The sequence below is a fragment of the Brasilonema sennae CENA114 genome (assembly GCF_006968745.1).
GTDB lineage: Bacteria > Cyanobacteriota > Cyanobacteriia > Cyanobacteriales > Nostocaceae > Brasilonema > Brasilonema sennae.
In genome coordinates this window covers 410,435-436,085 of the sequence record NZ_CP030118.1, presented here as the reverse complement: position 1 = coordinate 436,085, position 25,651 = coordinate 410,435, and the positions used below count along the sequence as shown (strand labels likewise).

Here is a 25,651-nt window from a genome sequence, read left to right as displayed (position 1 = left end):
TTTATTACAGCCAATTTCCTAGGAGAACAAACGGTGCCCAATAATAAGGAGAATTGTAATTATCTTGGTGCAACAAAGCAACTTGAGCACGACGCAGAGCTTCGGCTTTTGTAACACCAGGCTTACTTAACTCTCGATAGAATGAAATCATCAGCGATGCTGTGGAGCCATCGCTTACCGACCACAAGGAGGCGATAGTACTTCGTGCTCCTGATTGTACAGCAAAACCAGCCATTCCTAATCCAGCCCGCTGATCACCAGCTGCCGTTTGACAGGCGCTGAGTACTAGCAATTCGATTGGGCTGAGTTTTCCCTCTCTAGAACGCAGCAGTTGATCCAATTGTTTAACGTTAATACGTCCATCCCAGGTCAAGATAAACGTATCGTCAGCATTAGAACTAAACTGACCATGCGTTGCCAGGTGAACGATTGACACAGGAGTCGAATTAACCCGATTTTGGAAGATCCGATTGGTAAATGATTGATCGAGAAGCACCTGAGCGGGAATTTTTGCTTCAATTTGGTTAATTTCAACCGCAACATTCGGTAAAGCTGGAAAACTCTGACGAGCTTGACTTATCCCTGCCAATAGTCCTTTGAGCCGTTGGCTTTCTAGAGATTGGGGTTCAAGCAGTTGTAAACCGGGGGTTAGCACAATGCTATACTTCTCAATGAGATACTGCTGACCATCGTGGAGCGTTGCCATAGGCAGATTGCGAAGTAAGCCATCTGGGATAAACACAAGCGTTTTTACGCCACTTGCTTCTAACTGAGACTTTTGAGGACGCAGCACCAGATTATAAACTTCTTGGGCAACAGGCAACCAATCTTCTACAAAAGCTGTGGGTCTCAAAGATTGGCGCATTTGGTTTAAAATTTGCTCGACTTTTGTTTGAGCCAAAGGTATCTGGTGATAACGCAAAGGTTGGTTAGGCAAGGACAAGATAACAGCGAACTTATTGGGCAGAATGATCGGATAAATGACAGCAGCTTGTCGATCAATCTGGTCAATTTGTACAGGACGAGCATTGACACATGCTTCTCGGAAGAAGTTGTCGAGTTCTGCTAACTGCAACGCTTCGATGACCTCGCGAGCTTGTTTCAGGTTTTTTTGGCTAGGTTCACCTCCCGAACTTTGGGGAGATGGGGTAAGCAAAAGCTCAACAAACTGTCGATAAACAGGTTCTACGTTTTCCCGAAACGAAAACTGTACATCTTGATTGATGGCGACGAGATCACTACGGAGAGATTGCAGCGTTTTGACTGCTTCTGCATACGCAGAGGTTGCATTTTGCAGATTTCCCGTGGAGGTACACGGCTGTGTGCCTTGACAAAAAATCCGTCCTAACTGCCAATACCACTGGTAAGCAATGTCATCTGCATTAATTGACTGAGCCAAGCTGAGGGCTTGTTTTGTAAGGTTTTTAGCGCTAATCCATTGGTGAGTACTTTCATACAGGTTTCCTAAAGTACCAAGGGCATAGGATTCGGCACGGCGATCGCCAAGGGTGCGAACTTGCTGGACAGCTGTGGCTAGTTCCTGAGCTGAGGTACTGAGAAGATGAGAGGATAAAGGTTCCCCAACTCCACGGCAGTTACTCGACTTGGGACAATCCCGCACTGCCTCTCCTACTTCCCCTGCCTTGCTCCTCATCTTCACTAAGCTTTGAGCCAAATTAATTCGAGCATAAGCGCTCAGGCGACTTGGTGGTAACTCGGCAAGCTGAGATTGAATTTGAGGCAACAAGTTTTGAGCTTCCGCCCATCGACTTGCTTCAACCAGCAAGCTTAACTGCACAAGCTGAATTTGAGTTTTTGCCGTGAGCGAGGGAGCAGTGGTTACTGCTTTGTGGTAATATGTCAAAGCACTATCTATCTGTCCTTGGGCACGAGCAGTGTTTCCCAAATTCAGCAAAATGCCAGTTATATCTGAGCCAAATTGATTTGAGGGAACTTGCGTTTTGTCTCGGAGTTTCTCGGCAATCGCCAAGCTTTGCTGCAAGACAGTCCGAGATTTAGCAAGATTACCAACTAATCTCAAAACCTTGCCAAGGTTTCGCAAACCCGTCACCTTGAGACGCGAATCGGGCTCGTTTTTAAGCGACTCTTCCACTTGACTCAAAAGAGTAGTGGCCCGTCTGTAAAGTCCCTGTGTCTGTAAGGCTCTCGCTTGGTTAATTTGGCTACCGAGTATACCGCTTTTATCATTCGCTTTCCGGTAAGCCGCTTCAGCATTTTGCCAAGTTTGCAATGCTTCTGAGGCTTTGCCTTGAGCCAGTTGTAATTTTCCTTGAACGGTGAGGACTTGGGCGAGAACGTGTGAAGTATCCAGATTGTGGGGTGTATTTTGAGCGTTTACCAGCGAAATTGCCTTGTTGCTCGCTTCATTTGCTTGAGTCCACTGTCCCAGGTCTTCAAAGGCTGTGGCAAGGAAGCTGAGAACGACTGCTTGATTGAGGCGATCGCCTTTGCTGTCATAAATTGTCGCTGCTTGTTGCCAAAGAGCGATCGCCTCTGTATATTGTCCTGCTTGATAACGGTCTTCTGCTTGTTGCACGAGTTGAGCAGGTGAAGCAGAAGTCCCAGAGGGCTCAAAGGAATTTGAGGTAATTTCTACCTGCTGCCTTTTATTCTCGCCCTTCATCCAGTTGCTAGTCCTATCTACTGCAACAGCAATTGAGGCATGGAGGCTGATAGTGATGATCAGTCCCACCAAAGCGACTCGAACAAATGTCAGCCATCCCCTTTTTAACAAAAGGCTGTGCAATACGGACTTTCCCTGATGAATTCGCCTGTTCAAGTGCTGTTCCTTTTTTATTAACATTTGAAGAGCAAAAACTTCCTGTTCAACCGAGACTGTCAGCAGCACCTTGTCCACAGACGGACACGACAGAACTTGCCGCGTATTTTGATATATTTATTACCGCGTTCAAATCGCGGTCAATCTCAAAACCACATGAATGACAAGGGACTGCATACTGATATACAAACTACATTGTATTATATCCTTGAGTTGGAGCCAATCTTCCATCTTAAGATGGACTGATTTATCAATCATTCTATTGTAAAAAGTTTCAACTTTGAGTGGGCGATTTCTTGGAGCCAATTGGCTATATGAATTCATGCAAACATTGATAACAATGTAGATGCAATATCTAAGTTAAGGTTTTTAGACGTCAGCGGTATTCATCCTCTGACAAACAACACAAAACTGTAAAAAAAGACAACTTAGAAAGAGGTTCAGAAAAATGTTGAACAAGTCTTTTACCTTTAGTCTGTTAGCGGCTGGTTAAATGATTGCCCCAACTACAGCTTTTGCTGAACAATCTCAAACTAATGATGCTGGTGTTAGTGATAATGCCAAAAGTATTATTCAAAAAACCACTCAGACCTATGGTTGCTTTAAATGCATCTAACCGTATAAACCTGGCTTTAGTCAATAGCAACGCAATAAAGTTACATCACTTTTCTTGGCTTTTCTCGATAAAACTAAGACTTCAGGTTTAGTACTGGGTTGAAAAAACACATCAATTTTTCTTGGTGCAAGCGACGTGTACGTTACGTATGCCCCAATACGGTTCAGTTAAGGCTGAAAATTGTGTAAATTAAGCATTGTTCCCAAGCATGGAAATTGAGTGTGGTGCATCTCAAGGATTTCTCGTTGCTGTCTCCTGATATACAAAGTAGTGACCTGCTTAAAGCAATCGAGACGGTGATTCCAGCAACGGCAATTCAACAGGCGAGTGCGCGAAGGCGCACGCTGCGCGAACGCTAATAACCCAAGTTGCGAGTTATCAAATTCCAGGTGTATCTTCATCATCGATTCAGGCGTTAAGCGTAGCTCTGCCGTAGGCAATCGCCCACTCTGAAGTTGGGGTAGCGCGTCGCGCTACCCCAACTTCGACTTAATCAAAACTAGAACTACTGAATTGATTGAAAGTATAAAAACTTTATGATGACAAAAACGCTTTTTGAAGAGTGAAAGCCAAAATAAATGCTTCAAGTTTAAGTAAAAACCCTTCATACGTCACCCCATGAATTGACTTTGGAAAAACACAGACAATCTGACTAAATACAGTTTCTTTTGTTTTGTCGCGTACATTGTTTAATGTATTGATTCCACGGCTGGTCTTGACGCTTGGAATTTTTTTTTAGCATGACTTGTAGGTTGATTTGACTTGAGTGCTTCAAATCATCCTCTGCCGTGTAATCAGTACGGGGGTCTTACACGTAAAAAATTTGGGCAGCCTTTGTCTGTTGATCTGTGGGGCAAGACGCGTACTCGTTGTAATAAGGCTGCCCAAATTTTTAGGGGACGATGCGTCGTAAGGAGAGTCAGTGTATACTTCGCTCTCAGGTGGTAAATGAGCGTGGTAATGCATTTAATGCACGCACATCGCTTGCGCTACCAGGTAAAAATACAAACTCTACCGGAATACCAGTTTTCGTAGTTAGCAACTGTACTTTGACTCCACCATAAAAATAGCGTTTTTTAGAAGCAATATAACCTCTAAATTGTTCCGAGCGGATTAATCTAACGTTAAAAATCCGACACGGTGTGTACTGTAATTTCCTTTTTCTCCTCTTGTTTGAACTCCATCAATGACGGCATAGGCAAGGTCTAACTCGTCGTCAAAACTTTTAGAAGCTAGTTCATCTTTTTTCAGGTGTTGCCATTCCAATTCAATGTTACCTTGATAGACACATTGTACGTATTTACTTATCTTTACACAGTTTGGTTTTTTCACCTCGTTCTACTTATCAAAAGACCTTTTAACCTGTTCCCTATTTCCTATTCCCTATTTTCAACTCAGGTTGTTAAGGCTTTTGAAACTGGAACTCGCTCCATTGTGATTCAGCGACAGTTTGACCACCAGGAGCGATCGCCTGCACTCGCCAGCGCAAAGTCTGTCCAGTTTTTTCCTGAAGCCAAGGAGGAGCTGTATAGCTGGTCGTCTTTGCATCCAGCACTGCTCTTAGTATTGGTGTTTTATTGCTTTCAACCTCTAGCTTGTATGCACTTGCCCCCTGAGACTCCTGCCACTTAAAGCTTATAGGCTGGCTGGTTGCTAAGAGAGCACCTTGGTTTGGCAAAAGTAACTGGATGCTAGTTGTTGCTCTTAAGAGTGGAGAATTTCCACTGCTAACATAGTAACGCAACACAGGCAGAGGAAAGCCAGCCACTCCACCAGTAAATACAGTACCACGACCAGTCTGCGAGTTACCTGCATCTTCATCATTTGTTGCCTCAACTCTGAGCAAGACCAAGTGCAATCCGCCTGAGGCTTTAGGTAGCCTAGCGGGATCTGGACCTGGTAAAACCACGCGCCCTGTAGGTGGTAAATATATGTCAAAAGGCTGTATTTCAGTGTAGCGACGTTGTAAGGCACGTTGATCGATGGGTAGCGAAGCCTCTGGCACTAAGTCTCTTGTGGTGGGTAGTGCATCCCCTGGTAGCACGACTTCCCAACGTCCTCTGAGCCTTCCGCTGCCGTTGTAAGTAATTTCTGCATTAAATGGTGGGGGAGTTTGACCCTGTGTGACGTCTGCTATGAACGGATCTTCATTTTTGAAAGTTAAACGCACGTTAGTCAGTGACAGCGGTACCCTTGCACCACTTGCCAGACGACAAGTCACTGCTACGTACTCGTCAGGTCCTCCCGTTGTGCTGGCAAAGCGTCGCACGTAGAAAAATGTCGGGTCATTGCCTCGCGTCGCATCCTGGTAAGCGCGACGAGACACCGAAGCAGGAATTGTCATAATGTCGGTATAGTTATTGGGGCCGCTAGAAGTTCCCAGATCATTCCGCCTTGGTAGGCGACCATAAATAGTCCCTGGCACACAAGAGTTATTGGCATTGATTTCACCGCACCAGATTCCTTCTACGACACGCTGATTGTTCAGCCCCCTAAATGTCAGGTATACGCTTGTGGGTCCAAAAGTATTGACACTGACTCCCAAGGGACTGACTGTGATTGCTGTGGCTCTGGTTGTCGGTAAAAGAGCGAGTGGTAAAGAAAACAGAATCGGCAGAATACGGAATCGCATACTTTTATCTTAAGTTAAAAACTAATGCTGATACCACCATTGACAGTATGAATTGTGCCATCTGTAGAATCCTCAAACAGGCGATTGATGTTAGATAGCATTCCATATCGCAAAAATACTGTTCCAGGCAATTTCAGCCCTGCTGGTCCGTCAATTGTGAACATTCGGGTCAACGTTACGTTGAAGTCGTCATCTCGGTTAAATCCTTGATTCAAGGAGTCGGTGTTTTCGTTACGGCTGAGATTTACCATCAACATCATACTGGGATCCATTTGCCAACGTAACCCCAAGGTTGGATTGCCAGTAAAATTAGTCAGACCAGTTTGCAAACTTCTGCTGCTCGTCCACATATATCCCAAATTAAATCCGAAACGAGGGGATATTTGCCAATCAAACATGATCATGTTGGTGAATTCTTGAGAGTCTGGTTGCTGATTGGACGGGTCATCGCCCTCAAGGGCTTCACTGGGCTTGCGGTTGTCCTTAAAGGTACTACTGAAGTTATAGCTCAACATGATACCGGAGTTTGGGATATTCCACTCGATCCCAAATGTGTGAGTGGTGTCGAGTTGATCAACTTCCAACCTTTCGGCGGGGATGGGGTTGTTTACCGTAAATTGGTGGTTTCGTAAAAAGGAATACTTCAACGTGGGGAGCAGGGTGTTTTTCAGCGCCAGTAGAGTTTGGAGTGGTACGTTGAGATTAAAGGCTGTGTTGCGATTCTTGTTTTTCGCGATGTTGGCAATATCTGCTAGGTTATTTTCTGACCAAATTTGCCCTAGTGTCACAGTCGCCCCAGCAATTTCTCCATTTAGCGATAGTGTGTTTGCCAACTGATCAACCGTGAAGCTGCTAGCTCCAATAGTGTTGTATTGGGGGTCTATGCGTTCGTGGCGGGCAGTCAACGTTAGTTTCAGTGTACGATCATTGCCAAGTTTCACTCCCCTTAGTAGGTCGTAGTCTGCTTGCATGTAGTAGGCATTTTTAGTGGCTGGCTCTACTGGTACTACATTTACCCCTTCAGTCAGTTGAGGATCTTTTCTTTGAGAGGGGTCGCTAAAGGTGCTGCGGGCAAAACCGCCATCTATCCGCAATCTATTAGAATTGTCGTTGGCAAGCAGTCTCAACCCAAATCCGTCACTTTCCTCAGCATCAACCACTTCCCCCTGGTCAACGTTACTAATGGGCTTGCGGGAACCAGTCATCCAAGTTCCTTCTAAACGAACTCCGCGAGGTCCCTCCTGCGAGCTATTCTTGACTATCTGAAAGCCTAGAGTCGCAGCAGTGATGTTGTTGTCGTATTCGGTAAAGCCCAAGAAATTGTCTATGCCGATGATGTTGGTTGCACTGAGGCTGCTGAAGGAAATGTCAAAGCGATCGCCTAGTTTCGAGCTTAGTATTAATCCGCGATTGGTAATTTGGTCAAGCAAAAACGGATGATTACCGTAAGAGTTGCCTTGTCCCAAAGACAACGCAGCCGGACCAAAAGTGACATTAACATTGTACTCAGTTAGGTCTATGTTCTGCGGATTCTTATTTAACTGAGTCGTCGGTAGTATTGGATCCTTATCAAATGTACTTCCAAAAAATTGGAATTTACTCTCAATACCCAAGTCACCAAACCTTTGCTGCCCCGTATTTATGTCTGCCTTAAAGGTTAAGTCGGCAAAGGTGGGACGCTGGGAGTTTGGTTTATTTCCATTGCGCTCTTCCAGAAGCTGGGATTTGATCTCGAATTCGAGCTTCAATGGCGCACTTTCTGTGGAAGCTGATCCTGGCGTGGGTTGTTCAGTTGGTTGTGGTTGTCCAGGTTGAGTTTGTTCTTGGGTTGTTGAAGGTGGTTGAGTTGGTTGTGTTTGCCCAGGTTGAGTTTGTTCTTGGGTTGTTGAAGGTGTTTGCGTTGGTTGTGGTTGCCCAGGTTGAGTTTGTTCTTGGGTTGTTGAAGGTGATTGAGTTGGAGCAGATGTAACTTTTGAATCCGTCGGCTGTTCAGCCTCTGGCTGAGTTGATACTTTTAGCGGTAGTTGGGCAATTTCTTGCCACTGATTATTTTCTTTTACTAGATAAACAATAAGTTTAGTTTCGCCACTCGGAAGGGGAAAATCCTTTGACTGGTAAATTAACTCGTTGCCAACGATGCGAAACTGCGAAGTGACATCAGTCTGACCAATAAAGATAGCTAATCTTCCCTCTTTCTGACTTGGCAGACGATCTAGTTTTAGCTTAATCTCACTCGTTGGTTGAATAGTCTCTTTATCACTAAAATTTGTCTGCTCAATAGTGACAGCAGCAGCTGTGTGGGCATAGAAAAGTAATAGACTACTTAGTATAAAACTCTGACAAATTGTTTGAATACATTTCATATAAAATTTTACATATTGACAGCAACTACTTGGGTATGTCTCTACAAGCTATAAGACTACCCAGTACAAAACTTTGATAAATTGTTGTTCAAATTTTCAAGGTAATCTTACTATGAAATCTACCTCTTATGTCAATTTAATTGACGTGTTGAAAAATTCAACAGAAAATCACGCAATACATGAATTGCGTGATTTTATCTCCAAAACACAGAAAATGATTTTGATCAAAAAGCTACATCAAACTTTACATAATTGACATGGCGGCAAATGGTAGCTGAGTTAATTTCACTCCTACTTAGGACACTTTCCGACTGAACAGAAGGAGGATACTTTATTAGAGAATTTGCCAAGACCTTGAGCTTGGTCAGGTCCAATCTGAATAAACTCACCTTTGAAGTTTTTGCCATCGTAGAACCTCCACGCCTGACCGTTGTTGACAGCAGCAAAAACAGCTTTATTGTCAAACCCAACCTTACTGAGGTCTGCAACGCCATCATTACTTGAAAATTCGCGTCCGCTTTGATCTTTTAAAGTTACATCTTTTACAGTATCTGGTTGCTTTGGTCCAGCGGATGCATTTGAAATAGTCAGCATAGTACCAGCAACAGAAGAGAGTGTTAAAAGTGCTAAAGCGGTTAGTTGTTTGTTGAGGTTTAACATTGCTTTTATCCTTGAAAAAGTGTTAACTTGTTTGTCTGGCATAGGAATCCTGTTAGATTCTTGAAACATTTTTGACACATAACCTTTAAGGGAGATCCAAAAAATAAAATGTCCCGCCTTTGTGGTTGATCTGTCGTTACGGGGTTCCGACTGGGAAAAGAGTCAAGCATGCCGGTTTGTTGATCAGGGGCGCGTAGTAGGGTACTCGTTCTAATAAGGCTTAACTCAATTCCAAGGTCCCAAGTGCGAGCGCAGTAGGTTATTCGTTGTAATAAGGCGGGACATTTTATTACTGGTAAGTGCCTAAAAACCTTATTCTTAGGTACATGCAGAAATTCAGTTTTTGTCAATAGCTTATGTGTCAGATTAAGGTGCGCTCGCCCTGTTACTATCAGTGTTTGCATAAATTCAATATATGCAATTAACTCTAACTTGTCGTCCACTTTGAGTTGAAACTTTTTCACAATACAGAGATTGATAAATGAGTCCATCTCAGAATAGAAGGTTTGCTGCAACTAAAGTTGGAATCCCAATTCAAACTGAAGCACAGCCTACAAACTGGCAATCCCGCGTTTAACCCGGATTTATCACAAATTCTTAAAAAAGAGAGGTCACAAACTGCCAAAATGTATATTGGATAAGCATTTCAGCGGCGCGGAGCGCAGATCGCCTTTGCTGTCATAAATTGTCGCTGCTTGTTGCCAAAGAGCGATCGCCTCTGAATATTGTCCTGCTTGATAACGGTCTTCTGCTTGTTGCACGAGTTGAGCAGGTGAAGCAGAAGTCCCAGAGGGCTCAAAGGAATTTGAGGTAACTTCTACCTGCTGCCTTTTATTCTCGCCCCTCATCCAGTTGCTAGTCCTATCTACTGCAACAGCAATTGAGGCATCGAGGCTGATAGTGATGACGAGTCCCACCAAAGCGACTCGAACAAATGTTAGCCATCCCCTTTTTAACAAGAGGCTGTGCAATACGGACTTTCCCTGATGAATTCGCCTGTTCAAGTGCCGTTCCTTTTTTATTAACATTTGAAGAGCAAAAACTTCCTGTTCAACCGAGACTGTCAGCAGCACCTCGTCCACAGATGGACACGACAGAACTTGCCGCGTATGTTGATATATTTCTTGCCGCGTTCAAATCGCGGTCAATTTCAAAACCACATGAATGACAAGGGACTGCATACTGATATACAAACTACATTGTATTATATCCTTGAGTTGAAGCCAATCTTCCATCTTGAGATGGACTGATTTATCAATCATTCTATTGTAAAAAGTTTCAACTTTGAGTGGACGATTTCTTGGAGCCAATTGGCTATATTGAATTCATGCAAACATTGATAACAATGTAGATGCAATATCTGAGTTAAGGTTTTTAGACGTCAGCGGTATTCATCCTCTGACATTGGTGAGATTTTAATGTCGGATACAATTTGTCAATAAGCAATAATGCTTAAAAAATAGCAAAAAGTCGGGGTTGTCAACATAATTTTTGAGCAGGCGATAAGCCGGAGGCTTGAGGCTACGCCTATGGCGTAATCTTAATACGCATCATTCATTTTTGACCCATATGTTAAGTACAAAGTTTAACTTGATACTTTTTACTTCTCCAAATGTTCAGCATAATTTCTAATTGACAAAAGTAAGATTATCTTAATATCTCACCGATGGACTGTGACCTGAAGAAGATTGTGGGTGCTGGAGCTTTGTTCCAACTCAGATTCTGGTAAGAGCAGTTGCAACGCCACCTACAGCCTCAACTGATAAGGAGAAGAAAGATTTTTTTGAGATATTTTTAGTCTTGGTGTTTTTTTGTGACTTTTTTGGAGATTCTCACTCATTCTTAGCGATCTCTTGAATTTACCTAATTGCTCATGCTTCATATATAGCAAGCAAATCGCCTTTTCCTCACTGTACTTGTTAGTAAGTATAAGCTAAACAAACAAGCCAAAATTCTAAGGAGAAAATATGTTTAAGTTCAACAAAAAACTGTCTTCAGTAGGACTTTTGACTCTAACTTCTATTACTGGAATTGTACTACATATTTCGAGTGCATCAGCTAAACCATCAACTTTTTTCTCAAGCTGTAGACAAATTAGTGTTCGTAATGATTTACTCCAAGCAATTTGTCGCAGACAGGATGGTTCTGAGAGCGCTACAAGTCTGATATTAGAAGGAATTAATAATGTTAATGGAACCTTAGTATTTCAACGAGGAAAGAAATCTAATTATTTCAGTACTTGCAGAGATATTCAGATTAAAAACGATACATTATCAGCTACTTGTCGAGCAGGAAATGGAGCCGAAAGAAATACTTCACTTATACTGAATGACATTGGCAACAATAATGGAGTTTTAGTTAATAAGGAATGAGGAGAAAAAAACTACTGTCCGCTGCGGTGAACTACCCACACCTATCTGAGTACAGATAAGGTGTGGGCTTCTGGCGCGTTTTTCAACACTGCCAGAACTTCCTTTATAGCGAGGGGCTTACGGCGAAGAAGCTAACAGAATGACAATTAATACCCTAATTCAGCAACGCCCGGTACTCTGAATCAGCGGCGGCAGGATGTCAATGCTTGCCAATGCAGTTAACAGGCTGCTTCAACGAATGTTGCACCGTAGGTTCAGGTGTGGTCGCAACCAGAAAGATTTCTCCACTAGAAGTTCTCTGCCATCCGGTTGCTTCAATGATTGGGGTGTAGGATTTGGGGTTTGGGGTGTGAGTCGTTCGGCTGTCGCGTGTGGAGTTTGGATTTTGCTCAGCAACTGTTAACAGGCGTCGGTCTTGCCACTCGGCGTCATCGTCTAATTGTTGTTCCACAGTCGGAGGTAAACCACCCCGCCCGGTGATCACGAAAGAATTGCCTTGGTTTGCCGGACAACCTTGGGCAATCAGGCGGGATAAATCTACCAAGTTAATCGGTAATTCAACTAAACCAGAAGTCGGGTCAATTTCTGCTCTGGTGATATCAATTGTGCCACTTAAGGCGTCGGTTGCTCCAGTGGCGGTGATGTCGCTACTGGGCGTGAGTTGAGGACGCGGTTGAATGCCGAACAGAGAAAATGCATTGATCCTGACATTGCCGCCGCGAAAATCTTGAGAATTGGCGCTGATATTACTATCTTCTTTAGGGACAGCAACTATAAACCGCGTATCAATCGCGATGTTGCCACCAGGAATGTTGCTGCCTGTGGCGTTCGTCGTGATGTTACTGCCATTGCGTAACACAATCAGGCGCGAACCCAAATTGATATTACCTCCACCTCCAGTCGTATCTGCCCGGATGCTGCCAGAATTGTTGAGATAGATGCGATTCGCATCCACAAACAAATTGCCTGCACTGCCTGTGCCCGAACTGCTGACTGTTACTTGTGCTTGGTTTTGAATGCCAAGGGTACCGGTTTGGAGATTTAAGTTGCCGCCATTACCGCTGCTACCCGTTCCGGCAGCAATAATCGAACCATTGCCAGTCAGAGTAATCGACTCTGGGGCAGTAATCGTCAGCCGTCCCCCATTACCATTGCTAGAAGTAGAGGCAGAGATTTGCGCCCCGTCTTGAAGATTCACCCGCACACTTTGCCCGTTTAAGCGTGGCTGAATCGTCAAGTTACCGGCATCCCCAGCACTGGTGGTTCCGGCAAACAGACCACTAGTTGCCCCAGCCAGTTGCAAAGAAGGAGTATTAACTGTGATGTCGCCAGCATGAGCGCGACTAGAAGTCGTCGTCAGCAGTCGCCCGCCACCGCTCAAACCCACTGTATCAGCACTGACTGTAATATTGCCAGCACCTCCGTCGCCAGCGGTGGCAGCAGAGAGTTGAGCGTTATTCAAAACTGAGAGCGTAAGCGCGGTGATATCAATATTGCCTCCTCTGCCCGTTCCACTTGGCTCAAGCGTGCTGATGGCATCTCCCCCATTAAAGGCGACACTACCGCTGGCTTGAATCTGAATATTTCCGGCATTGCCTTGCCCCTGAGTATTTGTGATGATTCTCCCTTGGTTGGAAACAGATAGAGAATCTGTCGTGATGCTCACGTCTCCTCCACTTCCCACAGTTCCTGGACTCACCAAGCTAACCACCCTGCTCTGGTTGTTGTCATCCATTATAGGGACAAGGGCTGTGCCACTAATTTGTACGGAGTCACGAGCATTAATGGTAACGCGACCAGCATTGCCTATTCCACCAAAATTGCCGCTGCTTATGTAACCCCCGTTGGTCAAAGACAAGGAACCCGTTGTGATCGTAACATTTCCTCCTTGACCGACAGCTCCTGAATTCACTTGCGTTGAAATACCGCTTTTGCCGCCTCCATACGCAGCACCATCAATGGAGACGCGATCGCGGGCATTGATAATTACGCTGCCTGCATCTCCCCGTCCAGCTGTGTCGGACACCAGCACAGCGCCATTGGTGAGAGATAGCGACTCGGTAGTGATGTTGATACCACCACTGTTACCGACACCACCTGGCTGCACCTGACTGAATATAGCACTCCCGCACTCACAGTCGTTAATTATAGTACCATCCAAGAAGACGCGATCGCGGGCATTAATATTCACTCTACCTGTGTTTCCCTGTCCTTGCGTGTAAGATGCCACTTGAGCGTTATTGGTGAGAGACAGCGACCCCGTAGTGATGTTGATACCACCACTGTTACCAACACCAGTTGGGTCTACACCACTACCTATAAAACTGCCACCATCCATAGAAACTGTATCACGGGCATTAATATTTATACTGCCTGTATTTCCCTGTCCTCTGGTGACCGAACCCAGTCGAGCATCGTTTCTGACAAAAAGTGACCCTGTAGTGATGTTGAAATCGCCAGCGTTACCGACACCCGTTGGGTATACTGCAGTGCCGCCTATGACACCATTGCCATCCCAAGAAACCGTATCGCGGGCATTGATATTTATACTGCCTGCATTCCCCTGCCCCTGTGTGTTGGAACCTATTTGAGCATTTTCTGTAACAAAAAGCGACCCAGTCGTGATGTTGATGTTACCTGCATTACCCGTACTTCCAGGACCCACTTGGCTGGCGATGAAGCTATCATCAGCTATGCTGATTGCTCCTGTGGTATCAAGCTGCATATCTCCCGCTTGCGCTCTAGCGTTGCCCAACCCGTCTTTGATTCCTACCCAAATTAGACTTCCTTGGCTCAAGCTTAAGTTCCGAGGCGTGATGGCAATGCTCCCGCCATCCTCACCACGCACGTCTACAAGAGATCTGTTGCTGAGGGAAACATCTGAACGCGCTACAGCATCGGGAAAACTCAAGCGCCAATCAAGCGCCGTTCCACTCAGTCCCACGATCCCCTGTCCCGCCAGGCCACCCAACTCCACTCGGCTACCCGGACTGATGATTTGCCCGCCTTCTAACCGGACATCGCCACCGACTAGCAACAGGCTTTGTCCCGCTGGCACCTGCAGCCCGGTTTGGTTGTTTGCAGTTGAGCGGTTGATGATCGCTTGTGCTGCTAGTTGATTGAAAAACAAGGCATTGGGATTGATGGTGAGCAACTGACTCGGTAATGGTTGAGTCGCATCGCTGCTGAAAAATTCGCCATTGGGAAACCTGATGGCATTGGCAGTTGTCCCTACAAAAGAACCACCAATATTGAGTGAGGCATTTGGACCAAACACAATGCCATTGGGATTGAGCATAAACAGATTGGCAGCCCCGTTGGCTCGAATTAAGCCGTCAATATTAGAGATTGATCCACCTGTGACTCGTGTCAGGATGTTCTGCACATCAAGGGCATTGTTGAAGAAAGCAGAACCGCCTGTCGGGATCGAAAACGATTGGAAACTGTGGAATAGATTGCCACCCCGCCTTGCTCCTCCGTCAATTTGGAAATTGGGGTTGCCTGTGACTTGTGTTTGCTCTGCCGCAGGCAATGTGTTATCGGGAACGACTTGAGCGGCGATGGGTTGGGCACAGTGAAGCACACTCAAAGCACTGCCAATTAAGAACCATGATTTCAGATCCCATACGTTCATTGCGCCGTTTCGCTCCCTGCATCCCTAACGACAACTCAGGCACTAGCTACAAATGCTTCAATAATAGCTCTTCTGAGCGTTTGTTACAAACGCTTCAACTTTATGAACAGCAGTTTGAGTGTTCCGTTAACATTTCCAACAAATAAATTATCCAAGTTTTCATAGCCGTGGGAGCGTCAAAGGTTGACAATTCCTCGTTTCAGGGCAACAATAGCTGCCTGTGTCCGGTCTTTGACATTTAACTTGCTTAAAATTCGATTGATATGGGTCTTAACAGTACTCTCGCTAATACATAGGGCTGCGCTAATTTCCAGATTGCTCATGCCCTGTGCAATTAAACGAAGCACCTCTAACTCGCGATCGCTCAATTCCGGGTTGGTCATTCGCTGAACTAGTTTAGCACCGACATTCGGTGGAATGTATTGTTGCCCGTTGTAAACACCGCGAATAGCTGTTCGCAGTTCGTTTGGTTTCAAGTCTTTGAGCAGATAACCCTTTGCGCCTGCCCGTAACCCTTGATAGATATCCTCATCCCCATCATACGTTGTTAGTACGATAATTTTCGCCTTGGCAAATTCAGCGCAAATGGTAGTAATAGCTTCGACTCCTCCCATTTGAGGCATCCGCAAGTCCATCAAGGTTACGTCGGGTTGCTCTTGCCGAAACAGCTTAATTGCCTCAACTCCATCCTCCGCCTGACCAATCACACTCATATCCCCCTCTTGCTCAATGATTGCTGCTAACCCTTGCCGCACAATTAAATAATCATCAACAATAAGAATGCGAATGACTGTTGACTGACTCATATTGCCTACTCTTCTTACGCTGTTGCGTTTATAAAATCCATTTTTTGAACTTTAACTGGGCGTCCACTAGTCCCTAAAAGGAGCACTGTGCGTTAACGCTGCGCTTTACTCTCTATTGTGCAACTTATAGGCGTAACAGCTTACTACTTTTTTGTACCTAGTTCATTTTTCGGGCGGGTCTATTCTACGAATTGCTTACAAACTGACAATCCCGCGTTTAACAGCAATAATTACCGCTTGAGTGCGATCGTTAACTCCCAATTTACTTAAAATTCGATTAACATGAGATTTGACAGTGCTTTCACCGATACTCAAAATGGTGCTAATGTCTAGATTACTCATCCCCTGCGCCATCAAACGAAGTACCTCTAACTCTCGCTCACTCAGTTCTGGATTACTCATCCGCTGTACTAGTTTTGCCCCCACGGATGGCGGAATATACTGCTGACCACGATAAACTGTGCGAATCGCATTAAAAAGCTCGTTGGATTTAGCATCCTTGAGTAAATATCCTTTAGCGCCTGCCTGCAACCCGCGATAGATATCTTCATCACTATCGTAGGTCGTTAGTACAATAATTCGGGCAGATTTAAATTCAGCACAAATAGCAGTAATCGCTTCAACCCCAGCCATCTGCGGCATTCGCAAATCCATCAGCGTGATATCTGGTTGGTATTCCCGAAACAGATTGACCCCCTGTTGTCCATCTTCTGCTTGAGCAATCACCGTCATTTCTGGATCGCGGTTGATGATGATTGCCAATCCTTGTCTGACAATGGAATGGTCATCAACAATCAGAATACGAATCGTAGTGGCAAGGCTTATCATTGTGCTCTCTCAATATACTATATAATAATGACGACAATTTCTGTTCCGTGTTCAGGTTGGCTGTGAATCATTAGCGCTCCAATGCGTTCTGCCCGTTCGCTCATTCCTAGCAATCCAAATCCGTCATTAGACATCTCCGACAATGACGTAAGGGCGAACGGCCGTTCGCCCCTACCAAGGCTTTCCGACAACGCAGAATTAATTTCTGGAGATGTCTATTAGGGAGACACGTCCTAATCATTCAATCGCTATAAAAAGCTGAACATAACTAGACTTTGCTGTTCATCTTTTTAATCTTTTTCTTCAAGGATTGAATATACTCTCGCAACACATCACTTTTATTCAAATCAACTAACTGGCAATATGCGTCTAATGTTTCTAACTCGTCCACCGTAACTCGAATCTCCAGTCTTTCCGTTTGTTTAGCCATTGACATACCGTACAAATGTCCGTACACTAAGAGTGTAAAATAAAAAAACACAACTTGTAATGTACGCCATCAAAGTAGAGCTAAAACTAAATAACAAAGAGCGAACTTTGATGCGTAAGCATTCTGGTTATGCACGTTTTGTTTATAACTACGGCTTGGCATTGACCCAAAGTCTGTACTCTGCTGGGGTAAAAGTAAGTATTGCTAAACAGATAAATGAAATCAAGAAAGTATTCACTGGCTACACCAAAAAGCAGGTTGAGAATCAATGGATGAATAAGTTGTCATCCAAAGTTTATCAACGAGCTTTTATGGATTTAGGACAGGCATATCAAAGATGGTCTAAAGGACTGTCTGGTAAGCCTGTTTTTAAGTCAAAGAATGACGGGGATTCGTTTAGTGTTTACGACGGCAACGGCAAAGTATTGATCTCGCCTGGGAAGAAAATAAAAATTCCGACTCTAGGAACTTTTCGACTCAAAGAGGATCTCGCCTGCTCGTACTGTACACAGACTTTTACCATTAGCCGCCAAGCTAATAAATGGTACGTTTCTTTTGCAATAGACGCTGATAGAATACCACCAACGCATCACCCGGAAGAGTTGGTGGGAATCGACTTAGGCGTGAAATGTTTTTGCACTCTCAGTGATGGCTCTCAGATTGAAGCCCCCAAACCTTACAAACAAGCGAAAACCAAGCTAGCTAAGGCACAGTGGCGAAACCGAAATAAGCAATCTGGCAATCGTCGCCAAGGTATAAAACAGTCGAATAGAGCAAAGAAGTTTTATGACTCTATCGCCACAAAGCACGCCCAAATCGCCAACCAGCGTAAAGACTTTCTGCATAAGACGACAACAGATATAAGCCGTAGATTTTACCGAATTCGGATAGAAGACCTAAACGTTTCAGGGATGCTGGCTAATAGAAAGTTATCAGCAGCAATCTCTGATTTAGGATTCTACGAATTCCGTCGTCAATTAGTCTACAAGTCTGAATTCTTCGGAACCAAGGTAGAGGTCGTTGACCGGTGGTATCCATCATCAAAATTGTGTTCGATCTGTAGGAACAAGCATGATAGCTTGAAACTTTCTGACCGAGTGTACCAGTGCCAGAATAAGTCGTGCTTAGCTCACACGATAACGATGGATAGGGATTTGAACGCAGCTTATAATTTGTTGAACGCACCATCGGACTTTGTACGGCTGGCTCAGCCGGAAGTGACGCTCGTAGACAAGAAGTAGCCGACTACCTTGGTTGAAGCGAGAAGTAAACATCAATGTTCAACGTTGTATAAGTTTTATAGAGCAGGTTACCGATTTCAAAGCCTTGTCCATCGTCCTTAACACGCAAGATGCACTGTCCATTTTCATACACCAACTCAAGTCGCATCAAAAAAAAGAAATCTATTAGTTTCAGAACAATGTCTGAAACGAGTTTGGGAATCGTTGCATTCGCCTCATGCGGACGAATAGGTGATTTGGCAATATGACAATGGACGAACTCTAGGATGTCGGTTGTGGGAAACGGCAACTGTCCAGTGAGCAGTTCGTAGAACGTCACCGGTGCGGTAATCGAGCAAACGGTTCATTGCTTTAGTTTGAGTCTGAATTCCAACTTAAGTTCGAGTCAATCTCCTATTTTAGGTGGGCTGGTTAATCAATCTTTCTATCATATAAAAGTTTCAACTCTCAGTGGACGACAAGTCAAAGCTAATTGCATATATTGAAGCTATGCAATACCGCTATTGCAACGAACGAAGCGAACATTTGATGACAAAGCTCTGGCATGAATTACGTAAGCTATTGCAAACTGATTAAACCACAAGTGTTTCGGCTTTTCTTAGTGCCATTGGCACTGTGGGGCGAGGTATCATCCAACTCGGCATTTTGCTATTGATTCTGACTCCAGTTGCACGAGTTGCGTTTTCAGTGTTTGCATTTTGGCAACAACGCGATCAACGTTACGTTGATTGTGCTGTTGATTCTTGTTCACGGTCTTCTGACGACAAGGTAATTTGAGAAGTTTCAAAACGGGAGGAGACAATGAAACTACTATCGAAACAATCTACAGTACTGTTGGGTTTGACAACTTGTGTTTTAGCTCATCTCCCTTTACCTGCCTCGGCTGACTCGACTGCGAGCTTATTGCTCAGTCTGAAGTGCCAAAGTGATTACACTGTAAATGTTTGGAGACGATATGCTTCGGGTGAGCTGCTTTACCGCGCTACAGGGCCTCTAGGAAATTTAAGGTTGGGCAATGGAACCAGGGAGAATACAGGAGCCGCTGAGGTGTATAAGTTTAAAAATGACAACTATGTGTACCAAGTTCTTGGCGGGCGGGGAGATCACCGACAGCAGGGAACCTTAGAGGTGTTCAAGAACGGGCGGTCGCTCCTAAGTCAAGCTTGTGGGCAAGAGGGATGAAACCTATTGATTTGTTAGTTTCCGTTTAGGTTGCAATTTAATACTCTGTTTTGGTCTTTTGTGACAGACAGAATGCCGATAGCTGGTAAATCTGAAAGGGGTCGTGCTTTTTTCAATAACGTTATACCTATTAAGGAGATGTAGACATGACAATTGCAAATACAAATTCCAAAGTTGTGAATGGTGTTGATCCCTCTTGCCCTTACCTCTTTCACCTTGCAGCTTTAACGCCAACCACATTTGACGGAGGAAACTTACGGGGTGGAAACGAAGACAACTGGCCGGCTCTGGCGGGTCAAAAAGGTGCTACCTATTTCTTCCACCTTGAGCCTGGTGGCGTTCGAGAGCCCCATTGGCATCCGAGCGCGTGGGAGTTTAACTACGTCGTATCTGGGAAGGCTAAGTGGGCGATGCAAGGTCTTCAACAGGAACATTACACCTTCGAAGCCGGTCAGGGTGATGTCGTGTTCGCTCCTCAAGGCTTTTTTCACTACTTTGAAAATGCCAGCGATGACGAAGAACTCATTGTCATGATTGTGTTTAACAGTAGTGTGCCAGAGCCACGCAACGACCTTGGTATTGTCAATTCACTAAGCGTGATACCAAACGATGTCATGGCTGCGGTATTTGGTGTTTCTGCTGATGTCTTCAGCAACCTACCCAAGATTGAGAAGCCTGTGACGATTGTCAAGAAGCGGTCATCCCCTGCTTAATGCGATTGGTAGGGCGCACAGGTATGATAACCTCCACGCGCTCTGGAGCCACTCGAATCACCACTGATAAGCTAATAACCCGAAATCTACCAGGATGATGAGTGGCAATACTATCTTAAAAGTGAGGCACGAATGACCATATTCGCTTTTGAAAGTACCTCACGGACGTTCGACTTCCAAGCGGGTGATGTTGGCTATGTGCCGATGTCAATGGCGCATTATGTTGAACACACCGGAACAACAACCATGCTGGTTTCTAGATATTTTCGCGAGCGATCGCTTCAACGATGTTTCGCTGACGCAATGGCTGGAACTCACGCCACACGAACTTGTTACCGCGCATCTCATGATCGTGCTTTGGTCGATGCCATCTGTGCTCAAAAGCGCGCGGTCGTGCCGTCATTAGAGCAGGTCGCATCATAAGCAGCCGACGATCACTACTGGGTAAGGTCGCGATTGTTACGGGTGCCGCTCGCGGAATCGGACGAGCAATAGCGATACGCGTAGCGTCAAGCCTCCGGCTTATCGCACTAACTTGTGAAGGTGTGGATATGAACGGGGTGTGGGGTGTGGAGAAGAACGATTGGACGGGGTTTGGGATCTCGCCCAATCAAAAGCGTCCTAAAACGGTAGGGCTTTAAACCCTAATGCTCTTAAGGCTATGGGGCAATACGGTTCAGTTAGAGCCAAAAACCTTAAAATTAGTAGGTTGGGTAAAGCGGAGCGAAACCCAACCTACTATTATCCTTAACTGAACTGTATTGGGCTATGGGGTAGGAATACAAGATTCATCTTTCCCTACACCCTACCCCCTCCGAGCTTTGCTCGGTAATCGGCATTTGATGATGTCCGAAAATAGTCACTGTTGTTATGATCAATCACTCCAGTTCAGTTCTACTCTTATCACAGCGTCGTCTGGCAATGGCTTTGATCTTTATCGCGGGTTATGTTGATGTCGTGGGATACATCACCCTGTCAGGCGTTTTTGTCTCCTTCATGAGTGGGAATTCCACAACGGCTGGTCTGCATTTAGGTCGGGGTCAAAGCGAGGTATTCGCTAAGGCGGTGTTGCCCGTCATTGTGTTTGTTTTGGGCGTGGGCGTTGGTTCCCGGATAATGCATCGTCGTCATGGTTTACGACTTGTGTTACTGCTTCAGGTGGCGTTACTAACGACATTTGCGGTGATCAGCAACAGTGTCATGCCGATCTCTCACCCACGCGGAGACTCATGGCTGATTCTCACGCTGACTAGCGTCTTTGCGATGGGTCTCCAAAATGCAATTGTTCGTCACATTGGTCAAGATAGCGTGGGTTTGACCTATATCACTGGGATGCTTGCTGCTTTAGGTTCTCACTTAGCAGCTTGGCTAGACCGTTCAGAACCCCAAGCAAGGAAGCATATCAGCTTATTCATCAGCCTATGGCTCAGCTTTATAGCTGGAGCGACCGTTAGCAGTTGGATCGCGCTCAAAATTGGAGTCACCTTACTTCCACCGCTCATCATGCTGCTAGTCTTACTGATTCTGGATTTTCGCCGCTCGACGACTTTAGCGTAGTAAAAGCGATACGAGGTTTCTAATTTTCTACTTTGTTGCTTGTGATGGACAAAAATCTGGTCGTGGCTCTGAATTTAAGTTGATTGCGGCAATCAAATGAGAGGCTCACAAACCTCATATCCATGATGGAAAGAAATAAAAAGGTCGTTAGCTTATGTTACTTCAACGTAAAGCCGAATCTATGCCCCATTCTGTACCGAGTTTGTCTGAAGTTCATCGTAGTATCTCGATTCCGAATGTTCAAAGCTTTTGGCGCAAAATGTTTGCCTTTGCGGGACCGGGCTACCTAGTTTCGGTCGGATATATGGACCCTGGCAATTGGGCAACTGACATTGCAGGCGGCTCGAAATTTGGCTATACCTTGTTAAGCGTAATCTTGCTCTCGAACTTGATGGCAATTCTGCTGCAATCGCTCTGTGTACGACTGGGAGTCGCAACGGGAAAAGATCTCGCGCAAGCGTGTCGAGATTACTTTTCTCCAAGCGTGAGTTTTATCTTGTGGATTCTGTGCGAAATAGCGATCGCAGCCTGTGATCTGGCAGAACTACTCGGCAGTGCGATCGCCCTCCAACTCTTATTTGGCTTGCCGCTCATGGCAGGAGTTTGGATCACCACTTTGGATGTGCTGGGGTTAATCTTTTTGCAAAGTAAGGGCTTTCGCTATACTGAGGCACTCGTCATCGTACTTGTGGCAACCATTGGAGTTTGTTTCGCTACAGAACTTTTATTTTCTCGCCCAGCAATTGGCAGCGTTTTGCAGGGCTATCTCCCTAACTCGGAAATTGTGCACAATCCTGAGATGCTTTACCTGGCGATCGGGATTCTAGGGGCAACGGTCATGCCGCATAACTTATATTTGCACTCCTCGATCGTGCAAACTCGAAACTGGCAACCGACCACTAACAAACGACGCGAAGCAATCAAGTTCGGTACAATTGATTCTACAGTTGCATTATCGTTTGCACTGTTGATTAATTCAGCGATTCTCATTGTCGCTGCTGCAACCTTTCATTTTTCTGGAAATCAAGGCGTTGCAGAAATTCAAGATGCTTATCAGTTGCTCTCTCCATTGCTGGGTGTGAGCGGTGCAAGTGCAATTTTTGGAGTTGCGCTCCTAGCTTCTGGGCAAAGTTCGACGCTGACTGCAACCTTGGCAGGGCAGATTGTGATGGAAGGTTTTTTGCGGATAAAGTTACCCGCGTGGTTGCGTCGCTTAGCCACTCGACTGATTGCAGTTATTCCTGCCTTGATTGCGGTCGCGATGTTCGGAGAGCACAGCACAAGTAACTTATTAGTATTCAGCCAAGTCATCTTGAGTTTACAGCTTCCATTTGCCGTGATTCCGTTAGTGATATTTACGAGCGATCGCCGCTTGATGGGTGAGTTTGTCAATCCTCGATGGCTCAAAATCATGGCGTGGGCAGTTGCCGTCTTACTGGTTGGACTTAATAGTTGGTTACTGATTCAAGTTGGGATGGACTGGATCAGGCTCTAATTGCAGTTTATAAGGAGTGGTGACTACAGCAGAACCAGAGATGGCGGGGAGCCAAGTCGCGGCAGCGCTGTTATTGCTGGGATTCAATCAATTAATTAGTGCAATGAACAAATTTAAACCCTGTTATGCTTCTGGATGATTTAACTTATTTACTAGTAGCTCACTCATGTAAGTGACAGAAGAGGGGTAAGGTAGGACTTACGCAAAAATCGCTCTTAAGCTTAATTTATCGAAATAGAAGCGACCGCTTTAACGCCAAACTACAGGGAGAGCAATATTCTAACACTCACAAATCAAGAGGAATAGCAATATGCTAATGGCAGATTCCATTGGAACTTATTTAATCAAAAGGCTTTACGAACACGGCGTTCACCATATCTTTGGTGTACCCGGTGATTATGTTCTAGGCTTTGACAAGTTGTTAGAAAATAGTCCCATTCAATTCATCAATACCTGCGATGAACAAGGTGCGGGGTTTGCAGCAGATGCTTATGCCCGTCTACGCGGATTAGGTGCAGTGTGTATTACCTATTGTGTTGGTGGTTTTAAGGTAATAAATACCACCGCTCAAGCCTATGCTGAAAAGTCTCCCGTGGTCATAATTAGCGGCGCACCAGGGATAAATGAACGTATTCAACATCCATTGCTACATCATAAAGTGAAAGATTTTAATACTCAGTACAAAATCTTTCAAGAACTTACCATTGCATCTACGGTACTCGATGATCCCAACAAGGCATTTGAGGAAATTGATCGCGTGCTTGCTACTGCATTACGTTACAAGCGCCCAGTTTACATCGAAATTCCTCGCGATATGCTCAATCAACCTGGTAATCGTGATTATCAGTGGATTCCTCAAACAGATGTCAGCGATCCAACTTCCTTAGCAGCAGCTCTTGAGGAAACTGTCAAGCTAATTAATGCAGCCCATCAACCTGTGATTCTAGCCGATGTGGAAATTCATCGATTTGGATTGCAGCAAGCACTGTTACAGTTGACTGAAACAACGAATATCCCAGTAGCAGATACCATTTTAGGCAAATCGGTGATTAATGAACTACACACCAACTACCTTGGACTCTACGCTGGTGCTTTGGGAAGTGAGTTTGCTCGTCAGTATGTCGAGTCTAGCGATTGCGTGATTATGCTGGGTGTTTTTCTCATGGATTTGAATCTTGGGATGTTTACGGCTCACTTAGATCCAAACTGTGCCATCTATGTCATGAGTGAAAAAACGTCTATTCAATGCCACGAATATCAAGGGATTCGTTTACAAGATTTTGTTCAAGGATTACTTCAAACTGACATTCGCTTCCGAGAACTCAGTTTCTCCAATAGTTCTAAACCGGCGACTTCTTTTTCTCCCATTCCCGATCAGCTAATCACGATCAAACGGTTGTTTGAGCAATTGAATATCTTTATTAACAAGGATATGATAGTCATCGCAGACATCGGAGATTCGCTGTTTGGAGGATTAGATTTATTTGTTCATGGTAAAACTCGATTTCTATCCCCTGCCTACTATGCCTCTTTAGGTTTTGCTGTTCCCGGAGCTATAGGTGTTCAATTTGCCAATCCTCACATCCGCCCACTCGTGTTAGTAGGTGATGGTGCATTCCAAATGACTGGGGTGGAGTTATCTACAATCGCTCGATATGGGCTTAATCCAATTGTGATTGTTCTCAACAACGGTGGATACGCAACAGAGCGTCCGTTGCTCGATGGCAAATTCAATAATATTCGGCTGTGGCAATATAGTCGAATTTCAGAGGTAGTAGGTGCAGGTCGTAGATTTGACGTTCACACAGAAAGTGAGTTAGAAGCTGCACTCTTAGAAAGCCGATCCCACCCTGAAAGCTTTTGTATCTTGGATGTGCATATTGGTTCAGATGATATGTCACCAGCATTGCAGCGAATGACCAACGAACTTGCTAAAAAGATTCATTAGGGGTGTGGTCGAAAGTAGTTGGTAAGTGAGCGCTCGCTTACAGCGCTTTTCAAGGAAATAAACCACGGGTAGAGGCACAGCATGCCGTACTTCTACAAAAATCTGTGGTTCAAATAGCTGAAAATAGCTGTAATATAAAAATCACAATGACAATACCTTTGCCAATTTACGAGGGTTCAAAACCTGTAGAACCGGGATGAATAGGTCCTGAATAACTAAGCTTGGCAAAAATTTGGGCTAATAAAATAGGCTCAGGCTTTTCTGTAAGCATTTTTAATATTTCACGGACATATCGAAAGCCACGATAATAGGTTTTAAGGTCAATAAGGAAAAAAGGGGCAGGACAAAAATGTTTACTTTTACACTTCTGCGAT

Annotated in this window: 21 protein-coding genes and 5 pseudogenes; 9 read left to right on the top strand and 17 right to left on the bottom strand. The window is 44.8% G+C overall.

What is annotated here, in order from left to right:
- Positions 1-4 precede the first annotated feature (4 nt).
- Complete coding sequence (locus DP114_RS01780; protein ID WP_216669961.1) at positions 5-2,800, bottom strand: CHAT domain-containing protein; 2,796 nt, start codon at positions 2,798-2,800, stop codon at positions 5-7.
- 493 nt (positions 2,801-3,293) lie between these two features.
- Here DP114_RS01780 and DP114_RS35650 point away from each other — a divergent pair, with 493 nt between their 5' ends.
- The gene (locus DP114_RS35650; RefSeq protein ID WP_256379327.1) at positions 3,294-3,416 is read left to right on the top strand and encodes a hypothetical protein; all 123 of its coding nucleotides are present in this window, start codon (positions 3,294-3,296) and stop codon (positions 3,414-3,416) included.
- A gap of 534 nt (positions 3,417-3,950) precedes the next feature.
- Here DP114_RS35650 and DP114_RS36545 read toward each other — a convergent pair.
- The 8 genes and pseudogenes from DP114_RS36545 to DP114_RS36190 all read right to left on the bottom strand — a co-directional run.
- Positions 3,951-4,215 (bottom strand): annotated as a pseudogene (locus tag DP114_RS36545) (IS982 family transposase); the annotation flags it as partial.
- 110 nt (positions 4,216-4,325) lie between these two features.
- Positions 4,326-4,551, bottom strand: a pseudogene (locus tag DP114_RS36540) (IS982 family transposase); the annotation flags it as partial.
- Complete coding sequence (locus DP114_RS01770; RefSeq protein WP_169269043.1) at positions 4,530-4,682, bottom strand: hypothetical protein; 153 nt, start codon at positions 4,680-4,682, stop codon at positions 4,530-4,532. The gene DP114_RS01770 and the pseudogene DP114_RS36540, both read right to left, overlap by 22 nt.
- Positions 4,683-4,818: 136 nt before the next feature.
- Positions 4,819-6,048, bottom strand: coding sequence for a hypothetical protein (locus DP114_RS01765; protein WP_216669960.1), 1,230 nt, complete (start codon positions 6,046-6,048; stop codon positions 4,819-4,821).
- A 14-nt stretch (positions 6,049-6,062) separates the two neighbouring features.
- Entirely contained in the window at positions 6,063-8,411 is a 2,349-nt protein-coding gene (locus DP114_RS01760) for a hypothetical protein (RefSeq protein WP_172195146.1), read from the bottom strand.
- Between the two features lie 291 nt (positions 8,412-8,702).
- Entirely contained in the window at positions 8,703-9,113 is a 411-nt protein-coding gene (locus DP114_RS01755) for a hypothetical protein (RefSeq protein WP_172195144.1), read from the bottom strand.
- A 569-nt stretch (positions 9,114-9,682) separates the two neighbouring features.
- Positions 9,683-10,075, bottom strand: coding sequence for a hypothetical protein (locus DP114_RS01750; protein ID WP_172195142.1), 393 nt, complete (start codon positions 10,073-10,075; stop codon positions 9,683-9,685).
- A 46-nt stretch (positions 10,076-10,121) separates the two neighbouring features.
- A pseudogene (locus DP114_RS36190) lies at positions 10,122-10,241 on the bottom strand (zinc ribbon domain-containing protein); the annotation flags it as partial.
- A gap of 797 nt (positions 10,242-11,038) precedes the next feature.
- On the opposite strand from DP114_RS36190, the gene DP114_RS01740 reads away from it, so the two are divergent.
- A complete protein-coding gene (locus tag DP114_RS01740) occupies positions 11,039-11,443 on the top strand; it encodes a CVNH domain-containing protein (RefSeq protein ID WP_169264268.1) in 405 nt (134 codons plus the stop codon).
- A 199-nt stretch (positions 11,444-11,642) separates the two neighbouring features.
- Here the strand turns inward: DP114_RS01740 and DP114_RS01735 are convergent, their stop codons facing one another.
- The 5 genes from DP114_RS01735 to DP114_RS01720 all read right to left on the bottom strand — a co-directional run bounded on the left by DP114_RS01735 (position 11,643) and on the right by DP114_RS01720 (position 17,141).
- Positions 11,643-15,077, bottom strand: a complete 3,435-nt coding sequence (locus DP114_RS01735; protein ID WP_171975287.1) for a two-partner secretion domain-containing protein — start codon at positions 15,075-15,077, stop codon at positions 11,643-11,645.
- Positions 15,078-15,253: 176 nt separating this feature from the next.
- Complete coding sequence (locus DP114_RS01730) at positions 15,254-15,883, bottom strand: response regulator (protein WP_169264270.1); 630 nt, start codon at positions 15,881-15,883, stop codon at positions 15,254-15,256.
- A gap of 195 nt (positions 15,884-16,078) precedes the next feature.
- Entirely contained in the window at positions 16,079-16,708 is a 630-nt protein-coding gene (locus DP114_RS01725) for a response regulator (RefSeq protein ID WP_169264295.1), read from the bottom strand.
- Between the two features lie 20 nt (positions 16,709-16,728).
- Complete coding sequence (locus tag DP114_RS36535) at positions 16,729-16,845, bottom strand: ATP-binding protein (protein WP_465251438.1); 117 nt, start codon at positions 16,843-16,845, stop codon at positions 16,729-16,731.
- A 134-nt stretch (positions 16,846-16,979) separates the two neighbouring features.
- On the bottom strand, positions 16,980-17,141 hold the full coding sequence (locus tag DP114_RS01720) for a CopG family transcriptional regulator (protein ID WP_169264271.1): 162 nt from the start codon (positions 17,139-17,141) through the stop codon (positions 16,980-16,982).
- Between the two features lie 59 nt (positions 17,142-17,200).
- Here DP114_RS01720 and DP114_RS01715 point away from each other — a divergent pair, with 59 nt between their 5' ends.
- Positions 17,201-18,382: an RNA-guided endonuclease InsQ/TnpB family protein gene (locus DP114_RS01715; RefSeq protein WP_169264272.1), complete on the top strand. Its 1,182-nt coding sequence runs from the start codon at positions 17,201-17,203 to the stop codon at positions 18,380-18,382.
- Positions 18,383-18,545: 163 nt separating this feature from the next.
- Here the strand turns inward: DP114_RS01715 and DP114_RS36185 are convergent.
- Positions 18,546-18,741 (bottom strand): annotated as a pseudogene (locus DP114_RS36185) (serine/threonine-protein kinase PknK); the annotation flags it as partial.
- Positions 18,742-18,997: 256 nt separating this feature from the next.
- On the opposite strand from DP114_RS36185, the gene DP114_RS35935 reads away from it, so the two are divergent.
- The 3 genes from DP114_RS35935 to DP114_RS01695 all read left to right on the top strand — a co-directional run bounded on the left by DP114_RS35935 (position 18,998) and on the right by DP114_RS01695 (position 20,277).
- Positions 18,998-19,159: a DUF1634 domain-containing protein gene (locus tag DP114_RS35935; protein WP_305764691.1), complete on the top strand. Its 162-nt coding sequence runs from the start codon at positions 18,998-19,000 to the stop codon at positions 19,157-19,159.
- A gap of 24 nt (positions 19,160-19,183) precedes the next feature.
- Positions 19,184-19,564, top strand: a complete 381-nt coding sequence (locus DP114_RS01700) for a hypothetical protein (protein WP_171975285.1) — start codon at positions 19,184-19,186, stop codon at positions 19,562-19,564.
- Positions 19,565-19,710: 146 nt separating this feature from the next.
- Positions 19,711-20,277, top strand: coding sequence for a cupin domain-containing protein (locus tag DP114_RS01695; RefSeq protein ID WP_169265858.1), 567 nt, complete (start codon positions 19,711-19,713; stop codon positions 20,275-20,277).
- A gap of 256 nt (positions 20,278-20,533) precedes the next feature.
- Here the strand turns inward: DP114_RS01695 and DP114_RS01690 are convergent, their stop codons facing one another.
- A complete protein-coding gene (locus tag DP114_RS01690; RefSeq protein WP_171975284.1) occupies positions 20,534-20,680 on the bottom strand; it encodes a hypothetical protein in 147 nt (48 codons plus the stop codon).
- A 467-nt stretch (positions 20,681-21,147) separates the two neighbouring features.
- Here DP114_RS01690 and DP114_RS01685 point away from each other — a divergent pair, with 467 nt between their 5' ends.
- The 3 genes from DP114_RS01685 (at position 21,148) to DP114_RS01675 (ending at position 25,277) form a co-directional block, all read left to right on the top strand.
- On the top strand, positions 21,148-21,834 hold the full coding sequence (locus DP114_RS01685) for a YoaK family protein (protein WP_169265860.1): 687 nt from the start codon (positions 21,148-21,150) through the stop codon (positions 21,832-21,834).
- A 154-nt stretch (positions 21,835-21,988) separates the two neighbouring features.
- Entirely contained in the window at positions 21,989-23,329 is a 1,341-nt protein-coding gene (locus tag DP114_RS01680; RefSeq protein ID WP_246163027.1) for an Nramp family divalent metal transporter, read from the top strand.
- Between the two features lie 310 nt (positions 23,330-23,639).
- Entirely contained in the window at positions 23,640-25,277 is a 1,638-nt protein-coding gene (locus DP114_RS01675; RefSeq protein WP_171975283.1) for an alpha-keto acid decarboxylase family protein, read from the top strand.
- 166 nt (positions 25,278-25,443) lie between these two features.
- On the opposite strand, the pseudogene DP114_RS01670 reads toward DP114_RS01675, so the two are convergent.
- Positions 25,444-25,605: pseudogene (locus tag DP114_RS01670) on the bottom strand (IS4 family transposase); the annotation flags it as partial.
- Between the last annotated feature and the right edge of the window lie 46 nt (positions 25,606-25,651).

What these genes read in the sequence shown, in the direction of transcription:
- DP114_RS35650 (WP_256379327.1), top strand. Translation starts at nt 3,294, where the DNA reads ATGATTGCCCCAACTACAGCTTTTGCTGAACAATCTCAAACTAATGAT.
- DP114_RS01765 (WP_216669960.1), bottom strand. Translation starts at nt 6,048, where the DNA reads ATGCGATTCCGTATTCTGCCGATTCTGTTTTCTTTACCACTCGCTCTT.
- DP114_RS01760 (WP_172195146.1), bottom strand. Translation starts at nt 8,411, where the DNA reads ATGAAATGTATTCAAACAATTTGTCAGAGTTTTATACTAAGTAGTCTA.
- DP114_RS01755 (WP_172195144.1), bottom strand. Translation starts at nt 9,113, where the DNA reads ATGCCAGACAAACAAGTTAACACTTTTTCAAGGATAAAAGCAATGTTA.
- DP114_RS01740 (WP_169264268.1), top strand. Translation starts at nt 11,039, where the DNA reads ATGTTTAAGTTCAACAAAAAACTGTCTTCAGTAGGACTTTTGACTCTA.
- DP114_RS01735 (WP_171975287.1), bottom strand. Translation starts at nt 15,077, where the DNA reads ATGAACGTATGGGATCTGAAATCATGGTTCTTAATTGGCAGTGCTTTG.
- DP114_RS01730 (WP_169264270.1), bottom strand. Translation starts at nt 15,883, where the DNA reads ATGAGTCAGTCAACAGTCATTCGCATTCTTATTGTTGATGATTATTTA.
- DP114_RS36535 (WP_465251438.1), bottom strand. Translation starts at nt 16,845, where the DNA reads ATGTCTAATGACGGATTTGGATTGCTAGGAATGAGCGAACGGGCAGAA.
- DP114_RS01720 (WP_169264271.1), bottom strand. Translation starts at nt 17,141, where the DNA reads ATGGCTAAACAAACGGAAAGACTGGAGATTCGAGTTACGGTGGACGAG.
- DP114_RS01715 (WP_169264272.1), top strand. Translation starts at nt 17,201, where the DNA reads ATGTACGCCATCAAAGTAGAGCTAAAACTAAATAACAAAGAGCGAACT.
- DP114_RS01700 (WP_171975285.1), top strand. Translation starts at nt 19,184, where the DNA reads ATGAAACTACTATCGAAACAATCTACAGTACTGTTGGGTTTGACAACT.
- DP114_RS01695 (WP_169265858.1), top strand. Translation starts at nt 19,711, where the DNA reads ATGACAATTGCAAATACAAATTCCAAAGTTGTGAATGGTGTTGATCCC.
- DP114_RS01690 (WP_171975284.1), bottom strand. Translation starts at nt 20,680, where the DNA reads ATGACGGCACGACCGCGCGCTTTTGAGCACAGATGGCATCGACCAAAG.
- DP114_RS01685 (WP_169265860.1), top strand. Translation starts at nt 21,148, where the DNA reads ATGATCAATCACTCCAGTTCAGTTCTACTCTTATCACAGCGTCGTCTG.
- DP114_RS01680 (WP_246163027.1), top strand. Translation starts at nt 21,989, where the DNA reads ATGTTACTTCAACGTAAAGCCGAATCTATGCCCCATTCTGTACCGAGT.
- DP114_RS01675 (WP_171975283.1), top strand. Translation starts at nt 23,640, where the DNA reads ATGCTAATGGCAGATTCCATTGGAACTTATTTAATCAAAAGGCTTTAC.